This is a genomic window from Paenibacillus sp. NPDC058367, from assembly GCF_042723305.1.
Lineage (GTDB): Bacteria > Bacillota > Bacilli > Paenibacillales > Paenibacillaceae > Paenibacillus_AQ.
In genome coordinates, this window is record NZ_JBHXIZ010000013.1 from 27,805 (window position 1) to 44,184 (window position 16,380).

General features: G+C 43.0%; 17 protein-coding genes, 1 tRNA gene and 1 rRNA gene. 5 read left to right on the forward strand and 14 right to left on the reverse strand.

Going from position 1 to position 16,380, the window contains the following annotated elements; genetic code table 11:
• Positions 1–2: 2 nt before the first annotated feature.
• Complete coding sequence (locus ACFWMP_RS31125) at positions 3–359, forward strand: c-type cytochrome (protein ID WP_042183950.1); 357 nt, start codon at positions 3–5, stop codon at positions 357–359.
• Between the two features lie 91 nt (positions 360–450).
• Here the strand turns inward: ACFWMP_RS31125 and ACFWMP_RS31130 are convergent, their stop codons facing one another.
• Both ACFWMP_RS31130 and ACFWMP_RS31135 read right to left on the reverse strand, forming a co-directional pair.
• Positions 451–738 (reverse strand): 4a-hydroxytetrahydrobiopterin dehydratase, encoded by a 288-nt coding sequence (locus ACFWMP_RS31130; protein WP_042123209.1) that lies wholly within the window; start codon positions 736–738, stop codon positions 451–453.
• A 228-nt stretch (positions 739–966) separates the two neighbouring features.
• Entirely contained in the window at positions 967–1,260 is a 294-nt protein-coding gene (locus tag ACFWMP_RS31135; RefSeq protein WP_042131745.1) for a hypothetical protein, read from the reverse strand.
• 206 nt (positions 1,261–1,466) lie between these two features.
• Here ACFWMP_RS31135 and motA point away from each other — a divergent pair, with 206 nt between their 5' ends.
• Positions 1,467–2,270, forward strand: a complete 804-nt coding sequence (gene motA, locus ACFWMP_RS31140; protein WP_042183948.1) for a flagellar motor stator protein MotA — start codon at positions 1,467–1,469, stop codon at positions 2,268–2,270.
• Positions 2,254–3,072 (forward strand): flagellar motor protein MotB, encoded by an 819-nt coding sequence (motB, locus tag ACFWMP_RS31145; RefSeq protein WP_042183946.1) that lies wholly within the window; start codon positions 2,254–2,256, stop codon positions 3,070–3,072. Before motA ends, motB begins: the two co-directional genes overlap by 17 nt.
• Before the next feature lie 99 nt (positions 3,073–3,171).
• Here motB and rluF read toward each other — a convergent pair whose 3' ends face one another.
• Complete coding sequence (rluF, locus tag ACFWMP_RS31150; RefSeq protein WP_042183944.1) at positions 3,172–3,873, reverse strand: 23S rRNA pseudouridine(2604) synthase RluF; 702 nt, start codon at positions 3,871–3,873, stop codon at positions 3,172–3,174.
• Positions 3,863–6,190: a sensor histidine kinase gene (locus tag ACFWMP_RS31155; protein ID WP_042183942.1), complete on the reverse strand. Its 2,328-nt coding sequence runs from the start codon at positions 6,188–6,190 to the stop codon at positions 3,863–3,865. Before ACFWMP_RS31155 ends, rluF begins: the two co-directional genes overlap by 11 nt.
• Before the next feature lie 403 nt (positions 6,191–6,593).
• On the opposite strand from ACFWMP_RS31155, the gene tadA reads away from it, so the two are divergent.
• On the forward strand, positions 6,594–7,106 hold the full coding sequence (tadA, locus tag ACFWMP_RS31160) for a tRNA adenosine(34) deaminase TadA (protein WP_076301051.1): 513 nt from the start codon (positions 6,594–6,596) through the stop codon (positions 7,104–7,106).
• Positions 7,107–7,218: 112 nt separating this feature from the next.
• Positions 7,219–7,788, forward strand: a complete 570-nt coding sequence (locus ACFWMP_RS31165; RefSeq protein WP_042183940.1) for a GNAT family N-acetyltransferase — start codon at positions 7,219–7,221, stop codon at positions 7,786–7,788.
• 108 nt (positions 7,789–7,896) lie between these two features.
• Here the strand turns inward: ACFWMP_RS31165 and ACFWMP_RS31170 are convergent, their stop codons facing one another.
• The 10 genes from ACFWMP_RS31170 to rrf all read right to left on the reverse strand — a co-directional run.
• Entirely contained in the window at positions 7,897–8,988 is a 1,092-nt protein-coding gene (locus tag ACFWMP_RS31170) for a hypothetical protein (protein ID WP_042183938.1), read from the reverse strand.
• A 103-nt stretch (positions 8,989–9,091) separates the two neighbouring features.
• The gene (locus ACFWMP_RS31175) at positions 9,092–9,244 is read right to left on the reverse strand and encodes a small acid-soluble spore protein P (protein WP_042183936.1); all 153 of its coding nucleotides are present in this window, start codon (positions 9,242–9,244) and stop codon (positions 9,092–9,094) included.
• A gap of 12 nt (positions 9,245–9,256) precedes the next feature.
• A complete protein-coding gene (locus tag ACFWMP_RS31180; protein ID WP_042183934.1) occupies positions 9,257–9,598 on the reverse strand; it encodes a hypothetical protein in 342 nt (113 codons plus the stop codon).
• Positions 9,599–9,771: 173 nt separating this feature from the next.
• A tRNA-Ser gene (locus ACFWMP_RS31185) sits at positions 9,772–9,860 on the reverse strand.
• Positions 9,861–9,928: 68 nt separating this feature from the next.
• Complete coding sequence (gene serS / locus ACFWMP_RS31190; protein WP_076301054.1) at positions 9,929–11,215, reverse strand: serine--tRNA ligase; 1,287 nt, start codon at positions 11,213–11,215, stop codon at positions 9,929–9,931.
• Positions 11,216–11,288: 73 nt separating this feature from the next.
• Positions 11,289–11,885, reverse strand: coding sequence for a pyridoxal 5'-phosphate synthase glutaminase subunit PdxT (gene pdxT, locus ACFWMP_RS31195; protein ID WP_379426155.1), 597 nt, complete (start codon positions 11,883–11,885; stop codon positions 11,289–11,291).
• 18 nt (positions 11,886–11,903) lie between these two features.
• Entirely contained in the window at positions 11,904–12,785 is an 882-nt protein-coding gene (gene pdxS / locus ACFWMP_RS31200; protein WP_042123186.1) for a pyridoxal 5'-phosphate synthase lyase subunit PdxS, read from the reverse strand.
• A gap of 111 nt (positions 12,786–12,896) precedes the next feature.
• Positions 12,897–14,243 carry a D-alanyl-D-alanine carboxypeptidase family protein gene (locus ACFWMP_RS31205; RefSeq protein WP_379426162.1) on the reverse strand — a complete coding sequence of 449 codons (1,347 nt, stop codon included), beginning with the start codon at positions 14,241–14,243 and terminating at the stop codon, positions 12,897–12,899.
• Positions 14,244–14,404: 161 nt separating this feature from the next.
• Positions 14,405–15,862 carry an IMP dehydrogenase gene (gene guaB, locus ACFWMP_RS31210; protein WP_379426158.1) on the reverse strand — a complete coding sequence of 486 codons (1,458 nt, stop codon included), beginning with the start codon at positions 15,860–15,862 and terminating at the stop codon, positions 14,405–14,407.
• Positions 15,863–16,293: 431 nt separating this feature from the next.
• Positions 16,294–16,380, reverse strand: a 5S ribosomal RNA gene (rrf, locus tag ACFWMP_RS31215); the annotation flags it as partial.

Here is a 16,380-nt window from a genome sequence, read left to right on the forward strand (position 1 = left end):
GGATGCAGAAATGGATCATGAGCGGTTTGTTTTTTGCCGCCTGTGCCTTTGCGGTAGTACTTATGTTTACACTTCCAGGTAAAGAAGAGGTAGCTGAACAGAATAAGCCGACGATGCCGGAAGTCCAATTGGATGCGGCAAAGGCCGAAGCAACCGTGAAAGCCAGCTGTATCACCTGTCACGGCGATCAGCTTCAAGGTGGAGTTGGACCCAGTCTTCAAAATGAAGGCGGTCAGCATGATGCTGAAGAAATCTACAGTATCGTCACTAAAGGACGCGGTCAAATGCCTTCCTTTAAAGAAAAGCTAGCCCCTGAGGAGATTGCAAACGTCGCCCTCTGGCTCTCAGAGAAAAAGTAACAGTAACTACTACCTAAGCAACTAAAAACGCCCGTGCCAGAAGATAGTTCACTATCTGCGCACGGGCGTTTATTTATGAGTTTGGGTGACACTAACGATTTTTCTCAAAGGCTTCATTAAATTCATGTGCCTCTCGAATATCTAGAGCTGTAATACCGTCTTCCTCATTTGATTTCAGTCGTAAAGTCACTGTCTTATAATCAATCGTAATATGTGGATGGTGATCAAAGGCTTCTGAAATGGTGGCTACTTCATCAACGAAAGCAATACCCTTCATATATTGGCTGAACATATATTTTCGCACCATGGTATTCTCTTCCAGCTTCCAACCTTCCAGCTTGCTGATCTGCTCACGCAGTTCTTCTTCCGTAAATAACAATTCGTTTCCTCCCTTACTAAAAATTGCAGTAAAATCCGCAGGTCCCTTTACTCGTCATATTCGTTAAACAAAACATCCCTTAGCTTCTGAGGTCCAAGGGATGTGCCAGGATAAAGGCAATATTTTCGATTAAATGTATTCAAGAATCCCAGCGATTATAACTCGGCTACACCAATTTTAACACGGGCTACTAACTACGGGCAAATTACGCCCCACCGCCCCCTCTTCTTAAATCAAAACAACAGAGGCTAAATCCTCTTCTCCGACTAAAATATTAATGCGGTGCGTGTCCTTATCGTAGATGATAACGCCGCTCCCCACCTCAATCATAGGTTCATTACCCAGCGCGAAGAAAAGATCCTCAGCCAGTGCCTCCCATACCTCCATCTTGGATTCCTGCGGCAATTCTTGCCACTCTTCTGGATCCATTTCAAAAAATAAGTACCCATCGGAAATTCTTCCGACAGCCTCAGTCAAATCCGTTAGGATTTCACCGTAATCTCTACCATGCTTTACACCCACATGTATCACTCCGTTTTCTCCACAGATGAATAATTACTTACCTTATCCATTATAGCCGAAAAAATGACTTCACAAAAAACGGAATGATGTCGATAAATAAGAATATACGTTATTCGGTTTCGAACAGAGTGCCTTGCCGCTGTTTCAAGGATGATATACGCGGCTTTGTCGGAACACATCTTATAATCTCATGGACGAGGTGCATAATGGAAATTTCAACAATACTTGGTTTAATTTTTGGTCTAGTTGCAGTTATTTGGGGTATGATCCTCAAGCACGCTCCTCTTCACGCTTTAGCCACACCTGCTGCTTACGTTATTATCTTAGTGGGTACGGCAGCTTCCATCTTTATGGCCTTTCCGTTCTCGGAGGTCAAGAAGATTCCAAGTCTGTTTAAAATGATTTTTGTCAAAAAGAAATTAATCAGTAAACCCGAATTAATTACTATGTTCATGGAGTGGGCTTCTATTACACGGCGTGAAGGTCTGCTGGCTCTTGAGTCGAAAGTCGATGAAATAGAAGATAACTTCCTCAGAAATGGCATGCGGATGATTATTGATGGAAATGATCAGGATTTTGTCCGCGATGTTCTCATGGAGGACATCCACGCCACAGAGGATAGACATAAAGCAGGTGCACTCATTTTCTCACAAGCAGGTATGTATGCTCCTACACTTGGCGTACTCGGGGCCGTTATCGGACTTATCGCCGCTCTGGCTGATATGAGTGATATGAACAAATTGGCTGCAGCAATCGGGGCTGCCTTCATCGCAACACTACTCGGTATCTTTACAGGTTACGTATTATGGCATCCTATTGCCAATAAGCTGAAACGACTTTCCAAACGTGAAATTGAAGTTCGAATGATGATGGTCGAAGGTCTTTTGTCCATACAATCCGGTGTATCCACTATTGCCATCAATCAGAAGCTTGCTGTCTTCCTGACACCTTCGGAACGAGCTAAGTTAAATGATGAGAAGGAGAGTGGATCGGGTGAGCAAAAAGACTAGACGACACGAAGAGCATGAAGAACACGCCGATGAATCGTGGCTACTGCCTTATTCTGATCTTATGACCCTTCTGGTAGCCTTGTTCATCGTAATGTATTCTATGAGTGCAACGGATGCCAAAAAATTCGAAGAGATGAGTCAAGCCTTCAGTTCCGCTCTTAATGGCGGTACAGGTGTTCTTGAAGAACGGGCGGCAATGCCATCTAAGAGTCAAGAGGATTTAGGAAAAAATGATCAAATGGATAAATCAGTAACCAAGAAAAATGAACAAACAGAAATGGCTAAGCTGCGGCAAAAGGAGCAAGAGGATTTAGAGAAGCTTAAGAAGCAGTTTGATCAATATATCAGTAAGAACGGCCTTACCGATCTACTCAGTACTAAGCTCAATCAATCCCAACTTATGATTACGATAAGTGATAACGCGTTGTTCGCATCCGGACAGGCAGTAGTTAAAGATGATTCTCGGCAATTAGCAAAGTCCATCTCAACTATGCTGCAGCAATTCCCGGATTATGATGTAGTCGTGCAAGGACATACCGATAACATCCCTATCTCTAATAGCGACTATTCTTCCAACTGGGACCTGAGCGCCGATCGCGCCCTTCAGTTCATGAAGATTTTGCTAACAAATACGAACCTGAATCCACGGAAATTTAGTGCGATTGGATACGGAGAATACCACCCCATTTCTGAAAATACTACAGCTGTTGGACGAAGTAAGAACCGCCGGGTTGAAGTATCCATTATTCGTAAATATCAAGAAACCAAAGAGTTCTCAGGTATTGCTCCTTCCGATGAATAATGGTTATCCTATTACAAGCATAAAGAGCTGTCCCAAGGTCTTAGACCGATGGAACAGCTCTTTTTTGATACATTGTATTCAAATAAAAACTCTTCTAGGTTATAGAAGTTCGTAGTTCAGTGTAGCTCCAAGTTCTTGCTTCTCTTCAGCAGACAGCTCACGCCATTCTCCTGTTTGTAATGCCCCTAGACGAATATTCATAATCCGAATGCGTTGAAGCTTTCTAACCTCGTAGCCAAAAGCGCTGCACATACGGCGGATCTGACGATTCTTACCCTCCGTCAAAATAATACGGAATACACGCTCTGTAATACGAGTGACCTCACAAGGTAGCGTCTTCTCACCTAATATCTTTACGCCGCTGGACATGCCGGTAATAAATGATGGCGTAATCGGTCTGTCTACAGTAACAACATACTCTTTTTCATGCCGACCTTCGGACCGTAAAATCTTGTTAACGATGTCCCCATCGTTGGTAAGCAGAATCAATCCTTCTGAATCCTTATCGAGTCGCCCAATCGGGAAGATTCGCTCATGATGACCTACAAAATCAACAATATTCCCCTTAATATGCTGCTCTGTAGTTGAAGTGATACCCACTGGCTTGTTTAACGCAATGTAAACCGTCTGGCTTGATGATTCAAGCGCAACACCATCTATTCTCACATCATCGCCTGGAACGGCCTGACTGCCAAGCACAGCAGGTTGTCCGTTGATCGTAACTCTACCACCTTCCACCAGCTTATCTGCTTCACGGCGTGAACAGTACCCTGTCTCACTGATGAATTTATTAATTCTCACGTTGTCCTTCACTCCGTTCATCCTTAATATTAAGCCAAGGGCTATCCGTACCAGCTGCAGGCAGCTTGATCATAACAGTTGTCCCTTGACCCACTTCACTTTGTATTTCCAAATGACCCTTATGAGCCTGAATAATACGTTGGCTAATCATTAGCCCTAAGCCTGTTCCCGACTCCTTATTGGTGAAGAAGGGCTCACCCAGCTTAGGCAGCATATCCTTAGGAATTCCTTCGCCTTGATCTGAAATAAGAATGAAGACAGAATCCAAGGTATTTCTTAACTCCATTGAAATTACACCACCATCAGGCATAGCTTCAATAGCATTTTTGACGATGTTAATAAACACCTGCTTTAGCTGGTTCACTTCACAATGTACGGTGGATGGATATTCAGAGAATGTCGCACTAAACTGAATCCCAAACAAATGAGCTTGACTGTCTAATAGAGAAACCACATCACCAAGGATATCCCGCACATCTTTTTCCTGGAAATGAACAGCTTGAGGCTTAGCCAAAATCAAAAATTCACTTACGATCAGATTAATCCGCTCGAGCTCGGACAACATCAGTTCAATATGGAGGGGAACCAAAATCTGCTTTTCTTGTTGAAGCTGCAGAAATCCTTTTAGCGTCGTAAGAGGATTACGAATCTCATGAGCTACTCCCGCGGCTAATTGGCCAACTGTAGTCAGCTTCTCAGAGCGTCTAAGCAGTTCCTCCATTCGGTTACGTTCCGTCATATCACGTGAGACGTGAATAAAGGAATGCGGATACCCGTCTTCATCACGAATCACTGAGGTACTAACACTCACTTCAACAATTGTTCCATCACGTTTAAGTCTTACGGTTTCAATTGGTGGTAGAACCGCACCACTCTTTAACGCATCAAGCCGCTCTTCCTCCTGCTTAAGCGCTGTCGCAGGCACAAGGTAAGGCTTATTCCCTAGCACCTCTTTGGCACTCCATCCATACAGCTCTTCGAAGGCTCTGTTCGTACTAGTAATTCGGCCGTCCATATCGATCGTATGTATCGCATCAGAGGTTCCATTAATAACCGATTCCAAATGCTCCTTAACTGCTCGGTTCTCTTCCAGTGTCTGTTTGAGTCGATTAGTGCGCTGCATGAGATGAGCCGTCATAGCGTTGATTCGTAGTGCCAGTTGCCCTAACTCATCCCGGCTAGTTACCTTAAGTGGAGGCTCGAATTTCCCTTTGGCTACATCGTTGACTTTGGCAAGTATCGCCTGAATAGGACGAGTAACAAATCCAGACAGTATGTAACTACATAACAAGAATAAAGTAAGTAATAACAGTGAAGTTGTCAGATTATTAATTAATTGTTCATGAACCACAGATGAAATCACGGAGTAATCCAAAACGACTCCAATCACATAAGCTTTCAGTCCAGGAGATTGGATAGGAATGAAGCTTTTGAGCACTCTTTTTCCAAGCACTTTCGTCTCCAGTGTAACCGGCTTCTGCTTCTCCTGAGCCAATAGCATCGCTGTTCTATCCTGCTCCACATTACCATAAGTATAGGTGCCGTACTTAATGGGACGGTTACCAAGATTCTTATTCAATGTGTCAGTTCCGTCAGCCTTCATACTTGCTGAACCAAATGTTACCGGGTTAAATCCTGTGAGTTCTAAGATCCCTGGATTAGCTTCTTTAGTCTGCGCTGCGATTTGATCGGGATTGGTAATCTTGACATAGTCGCTGGCTGCAGTATTGAGAATAACAGGATTTATGATGTAGTTGCTCTCTTCATCATGGTAATATCCCCACTTTTCAATGAAATCGAGATTGTAGGTTGAATAATCAAAAGGGCCTGACCAAAAATGGTCCATGGCCTGCCCCTGACCCACGGATACCTCCTGATTATCGAACAACTCCAAAAAGGCCAGATACCAGTACCCCCAGTCCTTTGTGGACACCCCAATATCACTAGGCACCGAAGACCTCGCTATTACAATATCGTTATCAGTCTTTACCAGAATTGAAATATTAGACACGCCCACCTTGGAAGTTAGGGCCTTAAGTTCTTCATTCGTCACATTCCTATAGTCGGGGTCCAGCTCTTCGGAGGCAAAGATAGCCGCCATCCTTAAATTATGCGCAATTTGATATTCTACATAGTTAGAGCTATAGTTACTTTGTTCTACAGAAACGGCCATTTGCATAGCGGTTAGTTGCATATTATTAATGCTTTCATTCCGTAGATTATTTTGGGCGGCATAAAGGTTAAATGTCAGGTTCAGTGCTAAAATTAGCAACACCGCCCCAAAAATAATAGCAGATAGTTTTGTCTTTATGGACAAACTGTTTGTTCACCTCTTATCCACTGGTAAATCCTTGCGGGGCCTACAATAAACATCATACCTTTTGCCCTCACATTTGAAAAGACATTTCAATGAAGCGTTCCAATTCAAGAAATATTGAAATTCAAAAGGTCTTTCTCTACAATATACAAGTATAAATGCCTTCGGCGTCCTTATACGGACGGGAAGCGTTTAAGCGCGAAATATAAGGATAAAGTATAGCTTGAAACTTATACTTTCTTATATTTTAAGAAACCATCCACAGCTTATGCACATATAAACATTTTATTATAAAACGATGTGTACAAAAATGTGTATAAGTAGGTGGTTATCCACAGAGTTATGCACATTTTGTTAAGAACGAATATTTGTTCGTTGTACAATGGATATAAAGGAAGGGAAGATGATCTTGAATATTAAAGCAGGTGAATCGCTAGATGATATGCGAGCGGTTCATGAACACTGGATGAGGCAGGCGATAGCAGAAGCCCGCAAGGCTGAAGCATTAGGGGAGGTTCCCATTGGGGCGGTCATCGTACGGCATGGTGAAATTATCGGACGTGGATACAATTTAAGAGAAACTACAATGGATTCTACAGCTCATGCAGAAATGGTTGCCATTCGTGAGGCCAGCAATGTCATGAACTCATGGCGACTGCTGGATTGCCAGCTGTATGTTACTTTAGAGCCTTGTCCTATGTGTGCGGGAGCGATTGTACAATCAAGAGTACCCCTCACTGTATATGGCACTCCTGATCCTAAGGCTGGATGTGCTGGGACCCTCATGAATTTGCTTGAAGAACCGCGTTTTAACCATCGCACCGAAGTGATTCAGGGGATTTTACAAGAAGAATGTGCAGACCTACTGACCTCATTCTTTCGTCGTTTACGTCAAAAACCATCGAAACAAGCATAAACGCCTTCGGCGTCCTTATAAGGACGGTAAGCGTTTAAGCGAGAAATATAAAACATAAAGCATAGGTGCTAAACTTATACTTTCTTATATTTAAAAAAAGGAGAGACCTGAAATGACCCTTACTTTATATCATACCTCACATGGTATCTATATTTCTCCTCTAGAGCTAAAGGATACAGAGAACTTACTGGAGCTGCGTTTGAATAATCGATTAACACATGAACCATTTGAACCAAAACGCGATGAGCAATTCTACACTTTGGAGAGCCAACAACGGATCATCAATCAGCGTCTGGAGGATGCTCTGGAGGACAAAGCCTATATGTTCGGTGTCTATCTGCTTGATGGACAACTAATTGGTCAAATCACGTTATCTAATGTCTCAAGAGGTGTAGCTCAGTATGCTGATTTAGGCTATTTAATGGATCATCGGATGCAGGCAAAAGGTTACATGACCGCTGCGGTCGGATTAGTTCTCGGCTACGCTTTTCGAGCCTTAGGTCTTCATAGGGTTCAAGCAGCCATCTTATTGCATAACGAGGCTTCTCGGAGGGTGCTGGAGAAGAGCGGATTTAAACCTGAAGGTATCGCCCGCCGGTATCTCAAAATAAACGGCCAGTGGCAGGATCATCAAACCTATGCAATATTAGCCGAAGATATGCTGCCGGATGAACACAAATAACTTTCTACTGACTCGTTCAGGATTAAAAATCTTATTCTTCTAATAAAAAAAGACCCGCATGGGCGTATATCATACGCAACATGCGGGTCTTTCTCTCGTAACTTCTTATTAATAAGTCCCCACGCTACCGAATTGCTCCTCTAGTTGATCCATTGTAATTACATCATCACCTTGAGGAATGCCAATCTTAAACTCTGGCTTCTCGTTAATCTTGTCATATTGACCCGTTCCATTTACAGAGAAGGCTACGTTCGTGCCATCTTCAGGATCATTTACTTTAATGTCCATCAGTAAATCCTGAAACACAGGGAACCCATCTTTATTGATTGCTGTATTGTAGTGGAACTGATTAATCGTAAGATACTTATCAAGATCCGCCAAACTCTTATCGAATTCAGTTCTAGTTTCACTTGATGTGATCTCTTCTTTAGCCTTAGCCAGATCAGCATCATTAATTTGCAGCATATCCTTGTATTCTTCCTTGCTCACAATATCAATGATTTTAGGCAGGGCATTATTCACAAAGATGGTGATTGCTTCTTTAACATTATCGTTCGTCACTTGGAACTGAACGACCTGTTTAGCTTCAACACCCTCCGGTAAATTTGCTTCCTTTGGACTAAGCTCATTAAAATATTTTCCTTCATCATATTCCGCTAATACAGTGTCCATCACTTCATTAGAGAACTTTTGCATTTTCTGTGTATCAAGAGCACTTGGATTAAACTCAGCACCCTCTTGCTCTGCCAACGCCTTCAGATCCACCTCTACAAACTTATTTACGATTGTCTCCGGAATCGGGAAGAACGGAATCGATGGAATCTTAACATACAACTTCTCAGTGGTCATCACCATAGGGACATTGAAGCTCATGCTCATATCGCCCTTGAGATTCAGAACCATAGTTAGCTCTGTCTGCATTGGATCAGCCTGATAAACACCGTCAATAGTTATATCAGCGTTCTTAAGCATGCTGAGTACCTGTGTGGTCATTGCAGCAGATTCAGCATCAGCCGTCTCAATGGTTAGGTCATTGATCGAGAATTTACTCTTCATCTCATATGAAGACATCGTAGTCGCTTTTGTAGCGGCTGATTTCAAAGCCTCTTTTGGTGCCTCCTGTTTACTTCCACATCCCGGCAGAATTACTGCTGCTGTAAGCAACAGTGCCGCGGCCGACAAACCCCATTTTTTGTTCATTATTTTTCTCCTCTCCCATGTAAAAAAAATCTCCCCCCACTTATCATAAACTATTTGTAAAAATCAAGAAACACTTCTTTATAATTCTTATTGTTTTTATTTGTTATCCTTGCGGATTATGATGGTCTACATGATTAGCCTGCTTCACCTTTTTAGAGCCAGAAAGTGGTTCTGGTGCAGAAGAATTATGCTCCTTTCTACGCTGGCCATCGTTGGGCTGTGCCCCGGGAACTGGAATACTTTTTGGCTTTGACATTGTTCATTCCTCCTAAGGATTAGTTATATTCTGTAGAGCCTGAGCACATTCGTGAATTTGTCGTGAATACTGCTGTGCTAATAGCTGTACTGCATCACTATGCTCATCAATATGAATTCCACTCTGCTCCACATCAAGCAGATCAACAGCGACCTCCCTGCTATCTACATACCTGCAACGAAAATCAAGTGAGTACCCTTGACGTCCCGCTGCATTAAAATGAATAAGCAGACTATTCGGATCACCATCATCCGCTAGTACATTGAAACTGTCCCCATCCTCCATTAACGCAGGCAGGCGTTCTTGCCAGGCCGAGACAAGATTATGCTGATCTACTTCCAATTGTCTGTCCATAATTATGATCATCCTCCTTCTCTAATACATTGCGGAGAAATCAATCTTTTTATTCTCAATGGAACTAGGTTCATCAAACAATAACTAAAACTGTACCAGTTCAAGCACAACAAAAAAACCGCCTCCAAAGGAGACGGTTTCTATCTGCTTATTTCTTAAAGTTCATAAAGGAATGGCGGAGAGGATGGGATTCGAACCCATGTGGGCTTGCACCCTAACGGTTTTCAAGACCGCCCCGTTATGACCGCTTCGGTACCTCTCCAAATGCATATAAATTTCACATGCATTAGTAATTGTACCATATGGTGCAAAGAAAAAGCAACTATTTTCTTAAATAGTTTTAGGTTGGATCGATTTTACATTGCGCATATACGGTTGTAGACATTCCGGAATCAGAACACTACCATCCTCTTGCTGATAATTCTCAAGAATTGCTGCAACAGTACGCCCAACAGCCAAAGCAGATCCGTTCAGTGTATGAACAAATTCAGGTTTGGATTTCGGATCTTTACGGAAACGAATATTTGCCCGACGCGCTTGGAAGTCCTCCGTATTCGAGCAAGAAGAGATCTCACGGTACATTCCACTCTCAGGCAGCCATACTTCCAAATCGTACGTCTTAGCCGATGTAAAGCCCATATCAGCTGTACATAGCCCAAGTACGCGATAAGGCAATCCAAGAAGCTGCAGCACACGCTCAGCATCTGCTGTCATTTTTTCTAACTCCTCATAAGAGGATTCGGGAGTAGTAAGCTTCACCAGCTCTACCTTGTTGAATTGATGCTGACGGATCAGACCGCGAGTATCACGGCCAGCTGAACCCGCCTCAGAACGGAAACAAGAGCTGTAAGCTACATGATACTTAGGTAGATCTGCTGCTGTCAAAATCTCTTCGCGATAGTAGTTGGTTACAGGTACTTCCGCTGTAGGAATCAAATAGTATTCAGTATCACGTAACTTAAACAGATCTTCCTCAAACTTAGGAAGTTGCCCCGTTCCGTACAAGCTGTCTTTATTCACAATGTATGGCGGCAGCATTTCTTCATAGTTATGCTCACCACTGTGCAGATCCATCATAAAGTTAATAAGCGCCCGCTCTAAACGTGCTCCCAGTCCTTTATAAAAAACAAACCGAGATCCCGTAACCTTCGCTGCAGCTTCAAAATCAATAATATCGAGCTGCTGCGCAAGCTCCCAATGTGATTTCGGAGTAAATCCGAATTCCTTTGGCTCCGACCAGCGACGCAATTCTACGTTATCATCCTCAGATTTACCAACTGGAACTGAATCATGAGGAATATTCGGAATACTCATAGTAAGTTCAGCAATCTGAACTTCCAATTCACGCACTTCGTCATCAAGCTCTTTAATTCGGTCAGATACCGTACGCATTTCTGCAATTAGGTCATCTGCTGGCTCACCATTCTTTTTCTTCTTCGCTACTTCACCAGATACCGTATTACGACGGTTCTTAAGACCTTCTGTTTCTTGCAGTAATTCACGTCTGCGTAGATCAAGTTGTGGAAAATCAGCAATTAAATCCAGTGATTTACCCCGTTTCTCTAAGGCTTGTTCAACTCGAGCGTAATCACTGCGTAATACTTTTACGTCTAACACAAAGTTTCCCTCCTGAAAACAGCCTAAACTCTTTCAAATTGCTGCTTACAGCTTTGAAAGAGTCAGAATGTTCTTATATGCGATTCTGTTGTTGCACTTGCCTAGTAGCCTCTACCATATCAGCAAAATATTGATGCAGTCTGAAATCATCGGTCAATTCTGGATGAAAAGAAGACACCAGCAGGTTACCCTCCCGTGCAGTTACAATCTCATCATTATAGACTGTAAGCACATCTACATCTGGGCCTACCTCGTTGATAAGCGGTGCACGTATAAAAACAGCACGAACCGGCTCATCAATTCCTTTAACCTCCAGATCACATTCAAAGCTTTCCCGTTGACGACCGAATGCATTCCGAGCCACCGTAATATCCATTAGCTCCAAATGCCCTGGTTCGCCGCCGGCAATTTGTTTGGCCAGAACAATCATACCCGCGCATGTTCCAAAAATCGGCTTGCCCTGATGGGAGAAATTACGTATGGCTTCGATGAAGCCATATTTTCGCATCAGTTTACCGATCGTTGTACTCTCACCACCAGGAATAATTAGGCCATCAACCTCCTCAAGCTGCTCTACTCGCTTGATAGGTACGCCCACTGCTCCGGTCTTCTCTATACTAACAATATGCTCCGTAACTGCGCCTTGAAGCGCCAGCACTCCTATTTTCATCCGGCAACCTTCTCTCTATTAACGGCCACGCTCCGACATACGTTCAGCCGGGGTTAGAGTTGCAATATCAATCCCCTTCATTGGTGCGCCAAGGTTCTTAGATACTTCTGCAATCAGTTTGTAATCAGTATAGTGTGTAGTGGCTTCAACGATCGCACGGGCAAATTTCTCAGGGTTGTCCGATTTAAAAATACCTGAGCCTACAAACACACCATCCGCACCTAGATGCATCATCAGGGCAGCATCGGCAGGAGTTGCTACACCGCCAGCAGCAAAGTTAACAACCGGCAGCTTACCAAGCTCATGCACTTCAAGCAGTAGCTCGTAAGGAACTCCCAGGTTCTTAGCTTCATTATATAGCTCATCCTTGGACAAATTAGTTACTTTGCGGATTTGACTATTGATAAAGCGCATATGACGCACTGCTTCAACAATATTTCCTGTTCCTGGTTCACCTTTCGTACGGATCATGGATGCACCTTCGTTAATACGTCTCAAGGCTTCACCCAAGTCTTTAGCTCCACATACGAACGGAACAGTGAACTCACGTTTATTAATATGGAAGACTTCATCAGCAGGAGTAAGAACTTCACTCTCATCCAAATAGTCGACACCCAAGGATTCCAGAACCTTTGCTTCTACGTAATGGCCAATACGAGCCTTAGCCATAACAGGGATACTTACCACTTTGATAACTTCTTCTACAATTGTAGGATCGGCCATCCGTGCTACACCGCCAGCTGCGCGAATATCAGAAGGCACGCGTTCCAATGCCATAACAGCTACTGCACCCGCAGCCTCAGCAATTTTTGCTTGTTCTGCATTCATGACGTCCATAATGACGCCGCCTTTTTGCATTTCTGCCATGCCTCTTTTAACTCGCGATGTTCCAGTTTCCATGTCCTAGCCCCCCGAATGATCTATCTTAATCTAACTTGTAATTTTACCCCAATGAAGGGAAATATACAATCCACTTACTCGGATTTAACGCAATTTTCAATGCTAAATTCATTAGAACAAGTTCTTGATCCCTGTAAATAAATCGCCGAAGAAATCTCCAATGGCTCTAAGGAATAAACTGAACCAACCGGCTTTCTCCGCTTCTTCAGCAGTAATCAGATTAACTGTCTTCTGCTGAACATCAGACATGCCTTCAACTTGGTAGGAATAAGTAACCTTACCCACTTTAGCAGATTGTTCTATAGGAGCAACTAAGGTTGCTGGATCATTTATTTCAACAGTTGTTTTAATTTGAGGGGAGGTTGTTCCCTTAGGGACGATAAACGAAACAGCTTCATCCGTAACTACAGACACCTTTTTATTTTTCCCTTTAAGAACAGGCACGGTTTCGTTGCCGGCTATCACTGCTTTAGGGGCCACGACCTGTTTGATTTCAAAATTATTAAATCCGAAATCAAGTACTTTCTTCGTCTCTGTAAAACGGTGTGGCTCTGTATTAGCCCCCATTACTACACTTATCAGACGCATGCCATCACGTACAGCTGTACCTGCAAAACAATATTTTGCTCTAGCGGTATGGCCTGTTTTCAAACCATCCAATCCCTCATAAGCATAAGCCTTAAAATTCTGGATACTCTTGTTAGCTTCCAACATCCAGTTAAAGTTAATCATTGGTGCGGTATCACGTTCACGGAACTTATACGACTGAACCGTTGTAAATCTATTAAAATCAGGATGATCAGTAACGATATATTTGGCAAGAATAGCAGCATCCATCGCTGACATTACATTTTCTTTTTTATCAGTTGAGCGGTACTTCTTAGGCATGTCAGCTTTGTCTAATCCAGTAGAATTAACAAAATAGGCAGTTTTCATCCCCATCTTCTGGGCAGTCTGATTCATTAGCTCTACGAATTCCAATTCTGATCCGGAAACTAGTTCTGCCAAAGCTACTGTAGCATCATTTGCAGATCCGACAGCCATTGCTATGTACAGCTCTTCAACCGTATGCTCGTCATTTTCCGCTAGAAAAATACGTGATCCAACCTGTTTAGACGCATTTTCCCCTACTATGACTTTTTGATCCCATGAAAGCTGTCCAGTCTTCACCGCTTCTGCTACAAGATACTCTGTCATCATCTTAGTCATACTAGCTGGAGGCAAAGCCTCATCTGCATTCATAGATAGAAGAATTTCACCTGTTGTTGGTTCTATTAGAACCGCTGATTTCAAATTTAGACCCAGTGATTCCACAGAAGGGATCTTTACTGCTTTCTGAGTTGTCTTAGTTGCAGTACCAGCCTGTATTGTCGTAGTCGTACCTTCCTCAGCGAATGCCGGAAGCGGAGTGGAAACTAACATATTTAAAAGTAGACCTACTGTGACTGTCTTAATCATAAATTGCTTACCGTTAAATTTCTGTTTGTGCTTCAATGATTACTACTCTCCTTTAAACCTCATATCAATAGCTTGTTCTATTCTAACACAGGGGTACACGCAAAAAAAGACAGACAGGACGAAATAGTCCTGTCTGTCCAAAAAATAGTCTTTCTAGTCCATTACACGGAATAGTTTGGCGCTTCTTTCGTAATTTGCACATCATGTGGATGGCTTTCGCGAAGTCCGGCACTTGTGATGCGAATGAAAGAAGTGTCATTCCGAAGTTCTTCGAGTGACTTGGTCCCACAGTAGCCCATACCCGAACGCAGTCCGCCAATCAATTGATGAACGGTATCCGAAAGAGGCCCTTTAAAAGCGATACGACCCTCAATTCCTTCAGGAACAAGCTTCTTATCGTCATCCTGGAAATAACGATCCTTACTACCTTGTTTCATGGCACTCATACTGCCCATACCACGATATACTTTAAATTTACGGCCTTGATAAAGCTCCGATTCTCCTGGGCTTTCTTCTGTACCCGCAAACATACTTCCCATCATTACTGCATGAGCACCAGCGGCAATAGCCTTCGTGATTTCACCGGAGTACTTGATTCCACCGTCAGCGATGATAGGAACTCCGTACTCACGAGCAACCGTTGCACAATCATAAATGGCTGTAACCTGCGGAACACCGATACCAGCGATAACTCGTGTTGTACAGATAGATCCAGGTCCAATACCTACTTTAACTACAGAAGCTCCAGCTTCAATAAGTTCACGGGTTGCTTCACCTGTAGCCACGTTACCAGCAACAATTGTAAGATCAGGATATAACTCACGAATTTGGCGAACCGCTTCAATAATATTAATGTGGTGACCATGTGCAGAATCGACGACGATCAAATCCACACCTGAATTCACTAACGCTGCAGTACGCTCAAATGTATCTTTAGAGATACCAACAGCTGCTCCAACCAGTAAGCGACCCTGTGCATCTTTCGCTCCGTTAGGGAACTGAATCGCCTTCTCGATATCTTTAATTGTGATTAGGCCCTTAAGAACGTTATTCTCGTCCACCAGCGGCAATTTCTCAATTTTATGACGTTGTAAGATGCCTTCTGCTTCTTGAAGTGTCGTGCCTACAGCAGCAGTCACGAGATTCTCATGTGTCATAACTTCTTTGATTGGAATATTAAAGTCATGAATAAAACGTAAATCTCTATTAGTCAGAATACCGACCAGTTTGTTGTCATTGTCTACAATCGGTACTCCGGAAATACGATATTTACCCATCAGCAGTTCAGCATCGGATACCAGATGTTCTGCTGAAAGAGAGAATGGGTTAGTAATAACTCCGCTCTCGGAACGCTTTACACGATCCACTTCTTCCGCTTGCTGCTCTACAGGCATATTCTTGTGAATAATCCCGATACCACCCTCACGAGCAATAGCAATGGCCATAGCCGCTTCTGTGACTGTGTCCATACCTGCACTCATAAGCGGGATGTTCAACTTCACATTCTTACTTAGAACTGTAGTCAAATCTACTTCCTTCGGCAGTACCTCAGATTTACGCGGAACCAGCAGCACATCATCAAAAGTCAGACCTTCTTTACCAAACTTATCTTTCCACACCTGGGTCATTCCTCCTCGGTTGTTTTTAAATTATACCCGCCTACAAACTTTATAAAAGAAGAACCTTCGACTTTAAGTCCATTCACGACAGACAACTCTGTACATCTGGAAGTTGAACAAGTTCATATCTTCAATTTAGGTTTGAGATGCTTATCCAAAAATATATTATTGCCATCTTAGCAAAGGGCATTTGGACTGTCAAGAACATTACATCATCAGAGTAGGTATTCAAAAAACGACTCCCGCGTAAGCGAATTATTGGACTATTGTCCGCACAGAGTGGACATTTAGTGGTGAAATTATACAATCCACCATACCCATCACCAATGCTTACACCTATCTCTAATGTAGTATCTCAAAATAAACCCTAATGAATTCTTCAATAATATAACAAAAAGACCACTGTCGATTACTCAACAGTGATCTTGCGTGCTTGGCAACGTCCTACTCTCCCAGGACCCTTCGGTCCAAGTACCATCGGCGCTGGAGGGCTTAACGGTCGTGTTCGGGATGGGTAC

What these genes read in the sequence shown, in the direction of transcription:
- ACFWMP_RS31125 (WP_042183950.1), top strand. Translation starts at nt 3, where the DNA reads ATGCAGAAATGGATCATGAGCGGTTTGTTTTTTGCCGCCTGTGCCTTT.
- motA (WP_042183948.1), top strand. Translation starts at nt 1,467, where the DNA reads ATGGAAATTTCAACAATACTTGGTTTAATTTTTGGTCTAGTTGCAGTT.
- tadA (WP_076301051.1), top strand. Translation starts at nt 6,594, where the DNA reads ATGATCTTGAATATTAAAGCAGGTGAATCGCTAGATGATATGCGAGCG.
- ACFWMP_RS31165 (WP_042183940.1), top strand. Translation starts at nt 7,219, where the DNA reads ATGACCCTTACTTTATATCATACCTCACATGGTATCTATATTTCTCCT.
- ACFWMP_RS31170 (WP_042183938.1), bottom strand. Translation starts at nt 8,988, where the DNA reads ATGAACAAAAAATGGGGTTTGTCGGCCGCGGCACTGTTGCTTACAGCA.
- ACFWMP_RS31175 (WP_042183936.1), bottom strand. Translation starts at nt 9,244, where the DNA reads ATGTCAAAGCCAAAAAGTATTCCAGTTCCCGGGGCACAGCCCAACGAT.
- ACFWMP_RS31180 (WP_042183934.1), bottom strand. Translation starts at nt 9,598, where the DNA reads ATGGACAGACAATTGGAAGTAGATCAGCATAATCTTGTCTCGGCCTGG.
- pdxT (WP_379426155.1), bottom strand. Translation starts at nt 11,885, where the DNA reads ATGAAAATAGGAGTGCTGGCGCTTCAAGGCGCAGTTACGGAGCATATT.
- pdxS (WP_042123186.1), bottom strand. Translation starts at nt 12,785, where the DNA reads ATGGAAACTGGAACATCGCGAGTTAAAAGAGGCATGGCAGAAATGCAA.
- ACFWMP_RS31205 (WP_379426162.1), bottom strand. Translation starts at nt 14,243, where the DNA reads ATGATTAAGACAGTCACAGTAGGTCTACTTTTAAATATGTTAGTTTCC.